The 13,454-nt window shown below is 65.1% G+C and carries 14 protein-coding genes and 1 pseudogene; 5 read left to right on the top strand and 10 right to left on the bottom strand.

All coding sequences use genetic code 11. The features are described from left to right. Positions 1–161 precede the first annotated feature (161 nt). The 6 genes from H261_RS12740 to H261_RS26525 form a co-directional block, all read right to left on the bottom strand. Positions 162–1,334, bottom strand: a complete 1,173-nt coding sequence (locus H261_RS12740; protein WP_161625031.1) for a multiheme c-type cytochrome — start codon at positions 1,332–1,334, stop codon at positions 162–164. Further along, a complete protein-coding gene (locus tag H261_RS12735) occupies positions 1,331–1,837 on the bottom strand; it encodes a hypothetical protein (protein WP_008618081.1) in 507 nt (168 codons plus the stop codon). The genes H261_RS12740 and H261_RS12735 overlap by 4 nt, the downstream gene beginning before the upstream one ends. 5 nt (positions 1,838–1,842) lie before the next feature. Next, positions 1,843–2,286, bottom strand: a complete 444-nt coding sequence (locus tag H261_RS12730) for a hypothetical protein (protein ID WP_152426852.1) — start codon at positions 2,284–2,286, stop codon at positions 1,843–1,845. A 63-nt stretch (positions 2,287–2,349) separates the two neighbouring features. After that, positions 2,350–2,550, bottom strand: a complete 201-nt coding sequence (locus H261_RS12725) for a hypothetical protein (RefSeq protein WP_008618079.1) — start codon at positions 2,548–2,550, stop codon at positions 2,350–2,352. 30 nt (positions 2,551–2,580) lie between these two features. Then, positions 2,581–2,760 carry a hypothetical protein gene (locus tag H261_RS12720; protein ID WP_040476402.1) on the bottom strand — a complete coding sequence of 60 codons (180 nt, stop codon included), beginning with the start codon at positions 2,758–2,760 and terminating at the stop codon, positions 2,581–2,583. After that, a complete protein-coding gene (locus H261_RS26525; RefSeq protein WP_268743960.1) occupies positions 2,757–2,891 on the bottom strand; it encodes a hypothetical protein in 135 nt (44 codons plus the stop codon). The genes H261_RS12720 and H261_RS26525 overlap by 4 nt, the downstream gene beginning before the upstream one ends. A 378-nt stretch (positions 2,892–3,269) precedes the next feature. Between H261_RS26525 and H261_RS12715 the strand changes: the two genes are divergently transcribed. From H261_RS12715 to H261_RS12695, 5 genes are all read left to right on the top strand, one after another. Continuing rightward, the gene (locus H261_RS12715; RefSeq protein WP_008618078.1) at positions 3,270–3,881 is read left to right on the top strand and encodes a hypothetical protein; all 612 of its coding nucleotides are present in this window, start codon (positions 3,270–3,272) and stop codon (positions 3,879–3,881) included. A gap of 12 nt (positions 3,882–3,893) precedes the next feature. Then, a complete protein-coding gene (locus tag H261_RS12710; protein WP_040476400.1) occupies positions 3,894–6,134 on the top strand; it encodes an alpha,alpha-trehalose-phosphate synthase (UDP-forming) in 2,241 nt (746 codons plus the stop codon). After that, positions 6,131–6,895, top strand: a complete 765-nt coding sequence (otsB, locus tag H261_RS12705) for a trehalose-phosphatase (RefSeq protein WP_040476398.1) — start codon at positions 6,131–6,133, stop codon at positions 6,893–6,895. The genes H261_RS12710 and otsB overlap by 4 nt, the downstream gene beginning before the upstream one ends. After that, entirely contained in the window at positions 6,882–8,660 is a 1,779-nt protein-coding gene (locus tag H261_RS12700; protein ID WP_008618072.1) for a glycoside hydrolase family 15 protein, read from the top strand. Before otsB ends, H261_RS12700 begins: the two co-directional genes overlap by 14 nt. Positions 8,661–9,047: 387 nt before the next feature. Further along, positions 9,048–9,464 (top strand): AAA domain-containing protein, encoded by a 417-nt coding sequence (locus H261_RS12695; RefSeq protein WP_008618071.1) that lies wholly within the window; start codon positions 9,048–9,050, stop codon positions 9,462–9,464. On the opposite strand, the pseudogene H261_RS23890 reads toward H261_RS12695, so the two are convergent. The 4 genes and pseudogenes from H261_RS23890 to H261_RS12680 form a co-directional block, all read right to left on the bottom strand. After that, positions 9,440–9,622, bottom strand: a pseudogene (locus tag H261_RS23890) (transposase); the annotation flags it as partial. The gene H261_RS12695 and the pseudogene H261_RS23890 overlap by 25 nt on opposite strands. A 123-nt stretch (positions 9,623–9,745) precedes the next feature. Beyond that, on the bottom strand, positions 9,746–12,223 hold the full coding sequence (locus tag H261_RS12690; RefSeq protein ID WP_008618069.1) for a tetratricopeptide repeat protein: 2,478 nt from the start codon (positions 12,221–12,223) through the stop codon (positions 9,746–9,748). Beyond that, positions 12,220–12,876 (bottom strand): hypothetical protein, encoded by a 657-nt coding sequence (locus H261_RS12685; protein ID WP_008618068.1) that lies wholly within the window; start codon positions 12,874–12,876, stop codon positions 12,220–12,222. The genes H261_RS12690 and H261_RS12685 overlap by 4 nt, the downstream gene beginning before the upstream one ends. Further along, positions 12,861–13,454, bottom strand: a complete 594-nt coding sequence (locus tag H261_RS12680; protein ID WP_008618058.1) for an SCO family protein — start codon at positions 13,452–13,454, stop codon at positions 12,861–12,863. The genes H261_RS12685 and H261_RS12680 overlap by 16 nt, the downstream gene beginning before the upstream one ends.

Genomic DNA, 13,454 nt, shown 5'->3' with positions numbered 1-13,454 from the left:
CTTGCCGCATGGCGGCGAGGAACGCCTCCACCTTGGTCTTCACTTCCCATGTCTGCCGGGCAAGTCCGTTGGCGTCGCGCACCGTTTCAATGTTTTCCGACACATCGCCGGTCCGCTGGGCGGCCTGATCGACGCTGCGGGCGATTTCCTGGGAGGCCTGTTCATGGGTGATCTCCTGACGCGGTAGGGCGCCCGATTTCGCTGGTGAACAGGCTGTAGACGGTGGATCGGGTGCGGGTATCGGCCTCGGCGATCAACCGGGCCGCCGCGCCGCCTTGCGGCAGGTCGCGGCGCAGTTGGGCATAGGTGACCGCGTGGTAGAACTCGTCCGGCCGCACCTCCAGCCAGACACGCGCCCGCTCGGCGTCCTTCCAGGTAATTTCCACCGATGCGGTCTGTCCCGGCAGCAATCGGGTGTCGGAAATTTCGTGCCAATCGGCCCCGTCGTGCTCGACCCGGCGCTGGATGACGTAGGTCACTTCCGAGCCTTGCTTCGGCTTGCCCGCCTCATCGAGCAAGATGGCGTGCAGGATGACCTTGGGTGTCACGTAGGTGGGAAAGGCATGTCCCACGCCCGTCGAAGTCACGGCGAAGCGGGCCTTATCACGGTCGGCGGAGATTCTGGGCGTCAATCCGGCTGCGGTGGTGGCGGGGTCGTGGATGCCGCGCCACAGATGTTTGCGGTCGGGCATGTGGCAGGACTGGCAGGTCTGGCCCGCGGCGGCCTGGGGGCTGGACCGCCATTCCTCGACGGTGTTTTCCAGCGGCTTGCCGTTGATGGCCTGATCGGCAGGGAACTGGTGGCAGGCGGCACAGAATTCAGGACTCTGGAAAGAGGTGCTGCCGGTAAAGCCGCCATGGGGCAGGTCTCCAGCGATGCGGCCCACCGCCCCGGTCCCCCGCTGCGGTGGGCCGAAGCGTTGATGACCGCGCAGGTGGCAGCCTCCGCAGGAATTGCCTGCCGCCGCCAGCCCCTGGGCCTCGGGCAGATGGCCCTTGCCCTTCTTGCGGGCGGCCTCGAAGGCCGCCGCCTGCTCGGCCAGGGGCGCATGGCAGTTGAGGCATTCTTGGGTGTCTTCCCTCGAGAAGGTCAGCAACTGGCCGACCAGACCGGGGGAGAAGGCCTTGGCGTGCAGCGATCCGCTCCATTCCGCCAACTTGTCGGGGTGGCAGGCGCCGCAGGATTGCGGGTCCAATGACGATTCCAGTTCGGACCACGCCGCCGGAGCCTTGCCTTGAGGCTTGAGCGGCCGCGACCAGTACTCCTCGGCTTGGGCGCCAAAGGTGAGCAAAAGAGTGCAGAATACCGTGACCCAGCCGCGAACATCCTTCATTGACCCGGCCCCAGGCCGAGCTTGCCTTCGGCCTTGATGCGCCCTGCGACGGTTTGATCGTGGCGGAACCATTCTTCGGCTTGCGGGGAATCGGGCTTGAGCTTATGGGCCTTGGCCCAATCGCGGACGAAACCGTTGGCGGCGATCCACTCACCGCCGGGGGGCTTGACCCGCTGCAGGGCAAAGGCGCGCACCCCCTCATTGCTTGTGAATAGCCCATCCACCGTGATCGACTTACCGCAGAAGGGCAGCAGGTCGCGGGTGGCACCGGCGAAGGGATCGGCATTCTTCATGGCCAGGATCAGGGCGCCATCCTTTTTCAGCAGGCCAAGCTGGCGACGGCCGGCGCCGCAATCCTTGGGGCAATCCTTGGTCAGCACGCATTGGACATCGACCACCTTGCCGTCGAAGCTGGCCGCCTCCTCACCCGGGAGGCCCCAGGATTCCGCCGCCCAGCCGGGGCTGGCGATCAGCAGGGGAAGAATGAGCAAGAGCTTGCGCATGGGAGTTACTCCCCGAACGGCTGGATACCGCTATCGGCATGGGTCTGATTGATGATGCCGTGATCGTCCATCACCTGGTCGATCAGCAGATAGCGCAGGCCGTCACGCTCGATAAGATCGCCTTCCACCGAAACCTCATGGGTCTGAAGCCGGAGAAGGCGCGGGTTGGCCACGTTCGCCTTGTCCTTGTCGACCCTGAGGATGGTGTAGAGGGTTCCATCACTGGTCCGCAGGCCCACGGGAATACCGCCGACGGCGCACCAAATGGCGCATTGGTGGTGGGCGGTGCCCAGGGCAACCATGATGCCGGTGGTCTGGCACCAGGAATCGATCACCTCGCCGGTCAGCTTAACCCGGTGACCGGCGCCCCGGCTGGGCGGAATGGCAACGACGGCCAAGGCCAGACCGGCCAGGACCACCATCCATCGCTTGGAGGATATTGCGCTCAAGATCGCCTCCTCGGGCGAAAGCCGGTCGGCCAGGACAAGGCCCGGCCGGCCAGCGACCCAAACCTACATCTTCTTGGCGGCACAAGGGTTGGCAGGCTTGGCGGCGCAAGGGTTGGCGGGTTTCTTGTCCATCATGGCCTTGTCGTCCATGGCCTTCTTGGCTGCGCAAGGGTTCGCGGCCTGGGCATAGGCCCCGGCGCTGCCCAGGGCCACGAAGCTGCCGACGGCGACGGTGAAGGCGAGGGTTCGAATAGACGTGAGCATGCGAGTCTCCATGATTAAAGACCAAACGCGTTAGAACCGCGCGGTCAGGTTCACCAGCCAAGGCGGCATGGTGTCGGCGAGCCGGGTCTCAACCACCTTGTCGAGTCCGGAATGGATCAGAAGGCCGCCCAGCGGGATGGGCCGCAGCGGGAGCACGCAGCGCGACAGCGAACCGGCCTCGACGCCGAAAGAGAGGTTGGCGGCATTCATAGCCCCTTGCTCACCATGTCGGTGAAGGCCTTGGCGTCGTAGGAGTGCCTGGCTTCGACTGCCAAGGGCAGGGCGAAAAGAGTGGCGGCAGCCATCATCAACCGGGATTTTTCAATCGACATCGGCGGCACGGCGGCTCTCCCCGAGTTTCCCGAGGACAGGGATCGCTTGTCCAAGGGGGCGTCTGTCCCGGTTTCGCCGACGGCTGTGCAAAGGTTACGGGGGGAGGGAGAATTTATGGGAGTCTATCAAGACCTCCAGCCCATCCCGTCTGCCGGGGATCACCATCATCTCGCCACAATCGATCTTTCAAATAACAGCGTTCAGAAAGATTGATAGAAGGAGGCAGGCATGCATTTGAGCTGCCAGGACCATCCGGAAAGCCATCGGAATACTGAGAGGGCACGGGCCGACGAAGTAGCCCCTGCCGCCTCCCCGTTAGCTCGGCACCCCGACGTGAGCCGTTCCGGTCGGATTTTCGTCATACCCCAGCGGTAGCGGAGGGCGCCATGTGGCTGGAATTCATGACGATGTGGCAGAGAGACCGAGTGGGAGATCGCCGGGTTGCAAGGCGCATCGCTATGAGCGTCCTGGCCGTCTCGGTGATGATGGCGACCGGTGGAGCGTCGGCGAAAGAAGCGGCCTGCCCTCCTTCGACGGCCCCCCAAGCGAATGTTCAACCCCGCGCCATGGCGTTGAAGGATATTCAGGCGCTGGCGAACAAGCCCAACCCGAAGGTTGAGGGCTCCGTCATCGTGACCGAGGGATATCTCATCCGCGCAATTTCGGTCCGTCCGACGGTATCGCGATGCGGAGCCCGGGTCGAGCGCAGCTACCGGCTCCGATTGCTTCCCAAGAAGCCGACGTCCCTAAAGGGGCGCTTCAGCTTTCGTCACGCTGTCGTGGCGACGGTGCCAGCCAGACTGGTGGAAGGTCGAATGGACGCGGACGGGGCGCCTGTCGCATTGGTGGGCGAGCGGGTTCGCCTTTCCGGCATGCTGACCTTTGCCGCGATGAGCCGGGAGAGATTGAACAAGACCCAAGGCAGCCTGTGGGAACTGGTCGCAGTGACCGATGTAACCCCCTGTTCTGCGGAAACATGCCCTGCCGCCGGACCATAGAGGAGAACATCCATGCGAATGGCAATCCGGTTCGTCCTCCCGCTCTTGCTGGTTCTGGGTGGCATCGCCTGGGGGGGCGCCCCACTGGTTGGTTCGCTGGTGGAACGCTGGTTCCGGACCGATGTGGAGATGCGCTCGCAGCTGGTGTTCAACTCAATTCAGGAATCTGTGACGGGGCTGGTTCTGGCCAAGGCCGACCGCAAGATCGACGCCCTGTTCAAGCACATCACCCAGGACGAGCGCCTGCTGGCCCTGGGCCTGTGCACGCCCGACGGGCACTTGACCCAGCGGTCCACGGCATGGCCGAAAGCCCTGGCCTGTCCTCCGGCGCCCGCCTTGGACCACGCCTTCACCGTCCAGCACATCGACGGCGGACCGGTTCTGGTCGCCACCTTCGCCCTGGCCGCCGACAATACCTATCTCGGTCGTCTGGTCATTCTCCACGACCTGCGCTTCATCGAACGCCGCAGCGACAGCGCCGAGCTCTATCTCGCGGGCTTTCTCGCCTTGCTGGGATTGGGAGCGGCGGGGGTGACCGTGGTGGTCGCCCGCCTGACCCTGCGCGGCTGGATCAAGGCAGTGCGCAAGGGACTGGCGGGGGGAAGCGACGGCAGGGACGATTCCGCACTTTCTCCCGACGTGGAACCGCTGGTGCGCGAGATGCGCAAGATCCTGCGGAATCTCGATGCGCCGCGCGTCCTGGCGGAAGCCATCCGGTTGGATTGGGGGCCCGACAGCCTACGCAGCGTCTTGCGCGACGAACTGCCTGGGGCCGAGGTCATGGTTATTTCCAACCGCGAGCCCTACATCCATAACCTCGAGGACGGCAAGGTGATGCTGCAGCGCCCGGCCAGCGGACTGGTGACGGCGCTGGAGCCGATCATGCGGGCCTGCGGCGGCACCTGGATCGCCCATGGCAGCGGCTCGGCCGATCAGTCCATGGTGGACGAGAACGACCATCTCCAGGTGCCGCCGGAGGCTCCCGCCTACACGCTTCGCCGCCTGTGGCTATCGGACGAGGAGCAGGACGGCTATTACTACGGGTTCGCCAATGAAGGGATGTGGCCTCTGTGCCACATCGCCTTCGTCCGCCCCACGTTCCGGGCTTCGGACTGGGAGCAGTACGTGGCGGTCAACCGGAAATTCGCCGACGCCATCATCGCCGAAGCCCGTACCCCCAATCCGGTGGTCCTGGTCCAGGATTACCACTTCGCTCTGTTGCCCAAGATGGTGCGCGAGCGTCTGCCCGAGGCGACCATCATCACCTTCTGGCATATCCCCTGGCCCAATCCCGAGGTCTTCAGCATCTGTCCCTGGAAGGAAGAGATCCTGTCGGGACTGCTTGGATCGTCCATCCTGGGTTTCCACACCCAGTTCCACTGTATCAACTTCCTGGATTCGGTGGATCGTTTCCTGGAAAGCCATATCGACCGCGAGCACAGTACCGTTCGCGCCGGAAACAGTACCACGCTGGTGCGGCCCTATCCCATTTCCATCGAATGGCCGCCCACCGCCCTGGCAAGTCAACCGCCAGCCGATGAATGCTGCGAGAGCGTGCGGCGGAAATACGGCATACCGATCGGCACGAAATTGGCCGTGGGTGTCGAGCGGTTCGATTACACCAAGGGCATCGCCGACCGTTTCCATGCGGTGGGAAGCTTGCTGGAGGCTCATCCCGAATGGATCGGGCGCTTCACGCTGCTTCAGGTCGCCGCGCCCACCCGTTCACGCCTTGCGGCCTACCGCGAGACCCAGGTCGAGGCGGAAACGGCCGCGGCCGCCGTCAACGAACGCTTCGGCCGCAACGGTTGGGTCCCCATCATCCTGGTGCCCAAGCATCACGAGCCCGAGGACGTGTTCACCCTGTTCCGCGCCGCCGATGTCTGCCTGGTGTCCAGCCTGCATGACGGCATGAATCTGGTGGCCAAGGAATTCGTCGCCTCTCGCGACGACGAGGACGGAGTCCTGGTGCTGTCCACTTTCGCGGGGGCCTCCCGCGAGTTACAGGAAGCCTTGATCGTCAATCCCTATGACATCAGGTCCATGGGGGAGGCTCTGCATATGGGGCTTTCCATGCCCGCCGAGCAGCGCCGCGAACGCATGCGCCTGATGCGCGAGATGGTCAGCGAGCACAACATCTACTTCTGGGCCGGGCGGATGCTGTTGGATGCCGCCCGCATGCGCAAGCGCCGCAACATCGAATATAGCATCGAGGCGATGACCCGAAGCGCCATCAAGGCGGGGGATTCATGATGCGCACGGGTTCCCCTCCCTTGGCTGACCGGACCAACTGGGCCTTGTTCATGGATATCGACGGCACCTTGCTCGACTTGGCGCCGACCCCCGATGGGGTGATCATCCCCAAGGGCTTGCCGCAATTGCTGGACTCCCTGGCCCGCGCCTTGGGGGGGGCTCTGGCCCTGGTCAGCGGCCGTTCTCTCGATAGTATCGACAGACTCTTTCCCGGCCTATGGGATGCCGTGGGCTGCCACGGCACGGAATGGCGCCTTGGCGGCCAGACATTCACCCCTCAGCCGTCCTGGTCCGATGGCCTGGTCGCCGGGATCGAGGCCGCCAGGCGCAGGCTTCCCGGCGTCGTGCTGGAGCGCAAAAGCGTGTCCCTTGCCCTGCATTTCCGTGCCGCTCCCGAGCAGGGGGCCGCCGTCCGCGCCCTGGCCGAAGCTGCCGTCGCAACGGACCCGCGCCGCTTCGGCCTGCTGGAGGGAAAATCAGTGATGGAGATCATTCCCGCCGGAAACAGCAAAGGCTCGGCCATTGAACGCTTCATGCGGGTCCCGCCCTATGCCGGCCGGCGGCCGGTCTTTGCCGGCGACGATGTGACCGATGAAAGCGGCTTCACGGCCGTCAACGGGATGGGCGGGCATTCCATTCATGTGGGCGACAGCCCCGTGAGCAAGGCCCATTTCTGCTTTCCCGATCCCTTGGCCATGCGCCATTGGCTATACGGGCTCAATAACGCATTGGGAGGAGACCAAGACCATGAGCACCCTTGATCTCGGCGTCATTGGCAATTGCAATATCGCGGCCCTGGTGGACGCCCAAGCGGCTATCGTCTGGGGGTGCTTCCCCCGCATTGACGGCGACGCGGTATTCCACGCCCTGCTCAACGACACGGCGTCACAGGGCAAGTTCTCCGTCGAGCTGGTCGACCAGCTTCATTCGGAGCAGGCCTATCTGCCCAATTCGGCCATCCTGCGCACCACCCTCTACGACCATCATGGCGGCATAGCCGAGGTGGTGGATTTCGCGCCCCGCTTCGCCCTCTACGAGCGCATCTTCCGCCCGCCGATGATCATTCGGCGGATCAAGGCGGTTCAAGGCCGCCCGCGCGTGCTGGTGCGGCTGCGGCCCGGTTTTGAGAACGGCGGACTGAAGCCGCAACTGACCAGGGGCAGCAACCATCTTCGCTATGTCTCGCCGGCCCAGACCCTTCGCCTGACCACCAACGCCCCGGTCTCCTACATCACCGAGGAGCGGCCCTTCGTCCTGGATCGCCCCATCGACCTGCTGCTGGGCAGCGACGAAAGCCTTCAGGCCGGTGTTGAAACCACGGCGCGCGATCTGTTCGAGCGAACACTCGACCATTGGCGCAGCTGGGTCCGCTCGCTGTCGATTCCGTTCGAGTGGCAAGACGCGGTGATCCGCGCCGCCATCACTCTGAAGCTGTGTAATTTCGAAGAAACCGGAGCCATCGTCGCGGCGCTCACCACCTCTATTCCGGAAGCCCCGGAGACCGAGCGGAATTGGGATTACCGCTTCTGCTGGCTGCGCGACGCCTATTTCGTCATTCACGCCCTGAACCGTCTGGGCGTCACCCGGACCATGGAGGACTATCTGCGCTTCATCAACGACATCGTCGAGGAAGCCCAGGACGGTGAGTTGCGGCCGGTCTACGGCATCACCCGCGACACCTCCATCGACGAGGTCGCCATTCCCCATCTGATGGGGTATCGCGGCTTCGGCCCGGTCCGGGTGGGCAATCAGGCGCATGTGCAGATTCAGAATGACGTCTATGGCAGCGTGGTCCTGGCCTCGACCCATGCCTTCTTCGACCGACGCCTCGCCCATCCCGGCAATATGGCCCTGTTCGAGCAGTTGGAGCGCCTGGGCAATCGGGCCGTCGCCGTGTTCGACAAGCCCGATGCCGGGCCGTGGGAACTGCGCACCATCGCGTCGGTTCACACCTTCTCGTCCGTGATGTGCTGGGCCGCCTGCGACCGTCTGGCCAAGATCGCGCGCCAGATCGGCCAGACCGACCGTGCCATCTATTGGCGCCGGGAGGCAGATCGCCTACACGCCATAATTTGCGAGCGAGCCTGGAGCGATAAACGGGGCTGCTTCGTCTCGACCTTCGGTGGCGACGAGTTGGACGCGACCTTGCTGCTGCTCCATGAAGTGGATTTCCTGGCCACCGACGATCCGCGCTTCGCAGCCACGGTCGATGCCGTCGCGGCCAATCTGCGGACCGGCGACTTCCTCTATCGCTATGTGGCCGAGGACGACTTCGGCCGTCCGGCCACCGCCTTTCTCATCTGTGTCTTCTGGTACATCGACGCACTGGCCGCGCTGGGACGGCGGGACGAGGCCCGCGCCCTGTTCGAGACCGTTCTGGGGCGTCGCAATCCGCTAGGGCTTCTGTCCGAGGACATTGACCCTCGCAATGGCGAGTTGTGGGGCAACTTCCCTCAGACCTATTCCATGGTCGGGTTGATCAATTGCGCGATGCGCCTGTCACGGAACTGGGAGGAAGCCTTCTGATGCCGCCGGTCGGGCTCGAATATCTCTATGTCAGCCTGACGCACGAAACTGCCGACGGCGAGGGTCCAGAGTGGCATGAGTATGACGCCCGCTTATTGGACGAGTTTTGGATAAGTTTTAGACGTTTATAGTTTTATCCAATGAAATCAGCGCATTGACTTCAATGCACCGTGCAGACCATGGCGGTGCGGGAGACTGGGGGATTCTTTCGTGAAGCCAATGAGGTGGCGAAAATTTGTAGCAGCCGGAAACGTTAGGAAATAGCGTTTTTCGCTTCAATAAAATCGGATGGTTTTGGACGGGTCTGGGAGATGGCTTTTGCCGAAAAGCCCTTATTAAGGGCGTAGTGCCCATCTGAAATTCCCGCCTTATTGATATCCGTCGGCCTTGCCGCTATCCTTCGAGCCCGAGGAGGGGCTGATCGGCGAGGACGACAAGATCGATCCTCATGTGCCGCCCTCGGCCCAAATCCACGTCATGGATGCCGACAGCTCCCAGACCCTGGCCATCGAGGAGGTGCGCCGCGGGCGCAATCTGGTGATCCAGGGGCCGCCCGGCACCGGCAAGTCCCAGACCATCGCCAATCTGATCGCCGGTGCGGTGGCCGGCGGGCGCAAGGTGCTGTTCGTCGCGGAGAAGATGGCGGCGCTGGACGTGGTGAAGCGTCGCCTCGACGCCATCGGACTGGGCGCCGTTTGCCTGGAATTGCACAGCAACAAGGCCAACAAGCGCGCCGTGCTGGATGAGCTGCGCCGCACCAAGGAATTGGGACGGCCCCTATACGCCGTCGTGTACGGGCCATAACGCTCGGGAAGATCACGCCATGGCGAGCCAGTTCGCAGAATGTAAAAGATGCCGTTCAAGACACGACGGTCATCCGTCCGGGCAACGCCGCGCGGCTTGTTGGGCAGCAGCGGCAAGATGAGGTCCCATTCCTTGTCCGAAAGATCGAAGCGGGCCATGAACAAACTCCCTTCCGTTTGGGAGTTTGAATCACAACCCGGCCTCAATGGGAATCCTGTTTATGGGTACAGAACCTAGGCCAAACAGCCCTTCCCGGCGTCATGCCGGGCAGGGTTGCCTGCTCAGGTCCCGATTCTCTGAACCCAGAACTGGTACATGCTGCGGAAGATGTCGGGATTCTCGATCTCGAGAACCTGCCATTGCCGCAGGTCGGTGGCCGCCGGATCATCGGGAAAGCGCCGGCGGTAGCTGTCGAGCACCGGCCTTTCCACGACGAAGCCCATGAAGCGCAGGCCGTTGGCGTCGAGAAAGCGTTTGATGGCCTCCAGGGTCAGGCGGTGTTCCTGAACATGAAACAGAAGGTCCCGGCAGGGACTGGTGCCGAAGAAATCGCTGAAGCCCGCGAGGGACGCGAAATCGGCGCCGTCGCCGGCCTCGATCAAGTCTTGGCGGCAACGCCGGATTTCCTCCGGGCTTGATCCGTATCCTCCGGCGGCGATGAAGTCGCGCGCCCGCACCACGTCCCGACGGGCCAGCTCGCTGTACAGGCCGATCCGCATCGCGCCGCCCGGCCGCAACAACCCCAGCAACGTCCGCCATCCCTCCATGGGATCGGCCAGATGGTGCAGCACTCCCACCGCCTCGATCACGTCGAACCGCCGGTCGAGACCCGACAGCCGGGTGATGTCGGCCTGGGCGAACTCGATGGCGTCCAGGCCGAGTTCGGCGGCCTTCCGCTTGGCATAGCAAAGGCTGGACACGCTGAGGTCGATGGCCAGCAACCGGGCCGCCGGATAGGTCTGGGCCGTACAGATGGGGTGCTGTCCGGTGCCGCAGCCGGCCACCAGGACATCGACGCCGTCCCCCGTGTCCAGGGGATCGAACCGCGCCAGGGGAAAGGTCCGGCGCAGCACGTCGTCGATGGAGCGGGGTTCGTCGATCACCGAGACCTTGACCCAGCGGGGATAGGGATTGGCCTCGTACAGCGCCGCCACCTGCAACGACACCTCGTCGTCGATGGGCGTCAGGCGGGAAATGGTCGGGCGGTATCCGAATTCGGCCAGTGGCTCCTCCACCTGGGAGACCAGCATCGCCCGCGCCTCCCCGGGCCATGTCCTGTCCAGCAGGCGCTGGGCGTCCGGCAGCGTGTGGAGCGGGAAATAGCTCGCCACGGCCGGCAGCCACTGCACCGGAATGGCGGCATCGTTGTCCAGCGCCGCCACCAGCCGGCCGCGCAGGGCGGCGGCCGCCTCGAGCTCATCCACGGCACAATCGTGGATGTATTCGGTGATGAAGCATTGCTGGGCCAGGGCACAGTGGAAGGCCAGGAGGTCGCCGGCCTGCTTTCGCTCCGGGGCGGTTCCCTCGACGGCGGCCAGCAGGGCGTGGCGGGCCGAGGTCAGGAAGCGCTCGAAGTCCAGGTCCTGGATCGGCGCCGTCACCAGGGCCGCGTGCAGGAGAGCATCACAGGACGCCGCCGCGATAGCGGAGGGAGGGAGCAATTCCGACAGGGATGGCCGGCGGGACCGGGCTTTCCTCGCGCCGAGGATGCAATCCTCGATTCCGGGGGCCAGCCGGATCATGGCGACGGCGACGGGGATCAGCTCGGCCGGCATGCCCCATGGCTCGGACAGGGCGCGCACCAGGAGAGCCCGAACCCGGCCGTCGTCGCGGGTCGGACGAAGGCCCCTGATGCAATTGACGAACAGCATCCGGGATGCCCGGGTCTCGTCGGCGGCCATGGCGGACAGGCAGCACCCCAAAGCCTCGGCCGCACGGCCCAGTTCCAGAAGCGTGATGCCGAGATTGAGGTGGGCCTCGGCAAGGCCCGGCTTGAGCTCGAGGACCCGGCGCCACGCCTCGACGGCCTCCTCCCGCCGGCCCAGCTTGTAAAGCGTGTCGGCGAGGGCGTAGTGGGCTTCGGCGAGGTCCGGGGCGGCCTTTGCCGCCCGGCGATGACTGGCCATGGCTTCCGGCAGGCGCCCCAATCCGGCCAGGACCAGTCCCAGGTTGTAATGCCCCGCCGCGAGGTCGGGCATGATCTCCACGGCGTGGCGGCAGACGGTCTCCGCCTCGTCCAGCCGCCCCGATTGACGCAGGATATTGCCGAGATTGTTGGCCGCCATGGCGTTGCCAGGGCGGATCTCCAGCAGCCGGCAATAACAGTCTCCCGCCTGCTCCAGCCGGCCGAGGCCGTAGAGGGCCACGCCCTGGTTGGCGAGGGCATCCTCCAGATCGGGATTGAGATCCAAGGTCCGGCGGTATTCCGCGACGGCCTCTTCCAGCCGTCCGGCGGCGTGCAGGGCGACGGCGGCGGCATATGCCGCACCGCCTCGCATGCTGGCGTCTGCCCAGGCGACCAGCGCCAGGAACCGGGGATCGGAAGGCTGCGCCTCGAGGGCGGCGCGCAGATAGGGCAGCGCCTGTTCCGGCCGCCCGGCCCCCAGCGACAGCAATCCGAGATTGTGGTTGGCCTCGGGATGATCGGGCCTGACCCGGAGGATGGCGCGGTAAAGCCGTTCGGCCTCGGACAGCCGTCCGGATTGCTGGCATCGGATAGCCTGCGCCAGGGTGCTGGCGATGGGCGCGGATTTGGTCATTGGCGGCTCCCCCTGCCTTGATGATCGAAGTGCGGGTGTCGCTGCGGCGACGCCATATGATGGAACGGGACCGATGATTGGGCGGTGCCGACAAAGGCCCGCACCAACACCGCCAGGGTGATGGCGCCGGCCAGATAGAGCAGGGCGCGCCCGACGACTTCCTGCTGATCGACCAGGTAGTAGACGCAAACCCGGACGGGAGCGGCCAGGTACAGCCAGCCGACGATGCCCAGCATGGAGACGGCGTTGGCGACGACGAAGCCCTGGCCGAGCATGGGCAGGCGGGACCAGCAGCGGCGGAGCGGCACTCCCACCAGCAAGGGCAGCGAGATGAACTTGGCGGCTTCGAAGGCGGCCGAGGCGATGGTGTTGTCCAGGGTGCGCGGCAGCATCCAATAGGCCGCCACCAGATTGGCGGTCAGGATGCCGACGATGCCGTGACGGTCCCAGGCCCCCGCTAGGTTTCGGCCGGTGGCGGGGGAGGGGGCGCACAACCAGCCGCACAGGGCCAGCAGGGGAATCTGCACCAGCATGTGCCGGGCCATATCGCTCTCCATGGCCTCGCGCAGGGGCGGCAGGGCCAGCAGGCCCAGCAATCCCGCCCCCAGGACGATCCGGCTCCGGCGGGTGGACGGCGTCAGGAGGCCAGCCATGGCGTCACCTCGTCGATCAGGGCGGACAGCGGCTCGAAATCGAGGACGCGGACCAGCCGCCCCCGGTCATCCACCAGATGGACCGCGGCATTGTGCTGATAGCCACCCCATGAATCGGGGATCACCACCACACCGGCGGTATCCAGCAATTCCCGCAGGTCGCCGCCGCTGGTCGGGCGGACCACCCGCCAGCGGTCGCCGTCGGCGCCGTGACGAAGGGCGTAGTCCTTCAGCTCGGCCCGCCCGTCGTGCTCCATGTCGAAGCTGATGCTGAGCAGCGCCACGCCGGGCAGGGCCTGGGACAGGCGGCCGAACACCTCGCCCAGGGTCGAGCACAGGGTGGGGCAGCGGGTGTAGACGAACTCGACCAGCACCACCCGGCCCCGCAGCCATTCGGGGCCGACCCGGCGGCCGTCCTGATCCTCCAGGACGACCGCCGGAAGGGGGCGCGGCGATCGCGCCACGTCCAGACGCCGAGCCCCCTCGGTGGTGAAGACCCGGAAGCCCTCGGTCGCCGACCAGAACGCCGCCACGGCGACGATGATCACCGCCATGGCGGCCGCCAGGCTGCGGGCCAT

The sequence above is a fragment of the Paramagnetospirillum caucaseum genome, from assembly GCF_000342045.1.
GTDB lineage: Bacteria > Pseudomonadota > Alphaproteobacteria > Rhodospirillales > Magnetospirillaceae > Phaeospirillum > Phaeospirillum caucaseum.
Note: the sequence above shows the minus strand (reverse complement) of the source record. Positions and strands in the feature narration are given on the sequence as shown.

What these genes read in the sequence shown, in the direction of transcription:
- H261_RS12690 (WP_008618069.1), bottom strand. Translation starts at nt 12,223, where the DNA reads ATGACCAAATCCGCGCCCATCGCCAGCACCCTGGCGCAGGCTATCCGA.
- H261_RS12725 (WP_008618079.1), bottom strand. Translation starts at nt 2,550, where the DNA reads ATGCTCACGTCTATTCGAACCCTCGCCTTCACCGTCGCCGTCGGCAGC.
- H261_RS12735 (WP_008618081.1), bottom strand. Translation starts at nt 1,837, where the DNA reads ATGCGCAAGCTCTTGCTCATTCTTCCCCTGCTGATCGCCAGCCCCGGC.
- H261_RS12680 (WP_008618058.1), bottom strand. Translation starts at nt 13,454, where the DNA reads ATGGCCCGCAGCCTGGCGGCCGCCATGGCGGTGATCATCGTCGCCGTG.
- H261_RS12720 (WP_040476402.1), bottom strand. Translation starts at nt 2,760, where the DNA reads ATGAATGCCGCCAACCTCTCTTTCGGCGTCGAGGCCGGTTCGCTGTCG.
- H261_RS12710 (WP_040476400.1), top strand. Translation starts at nt 3,894, where the DNA reads ATGCGAATGGCAATCCGGTTCGTCCTCCCGCTCTTGCTGGTTCTGGGT.
- H261_RS12715 (WP_008618078.1), top strand. Translation starts at nt 3,270, where the DNA reads ATGTGGCTGGAATTCATGACGATGTGGCAGAGAGACCGAGTGGGAGAT.
- H261_RS12740 (WP_161625031.1), bottom strand. Translation starts at nt 1,334, where the DNA reads ATGAAGGATGTTCGCGGCTGGGTCACGGTATTCTGCACTCTTTTGCTC.
- otsB (WP_040476398.1), top strand. Translation starts at nt 6,131, where the DNA reads ATGATGCGCACGGGTTCCCCTCCCTTGGCTGACCGGACCAACTGGGCC.
- H261_RS12685 (WP_008618068.1), bottom strand. Translation starts at nt 12,876, where the DNA reads ATGGCTGGCCTCCTGACGCCGTCCACCCGCCGGAGCCGGATCGTCCTG.
- H261_RS12700 (WP_008618072.1), top strand. Translation starts at nt 6,882, where the DNA reads ATGAGCACCCTTGATCTCGGCGTCATTGGCAATTGCAATATCGCGGCC.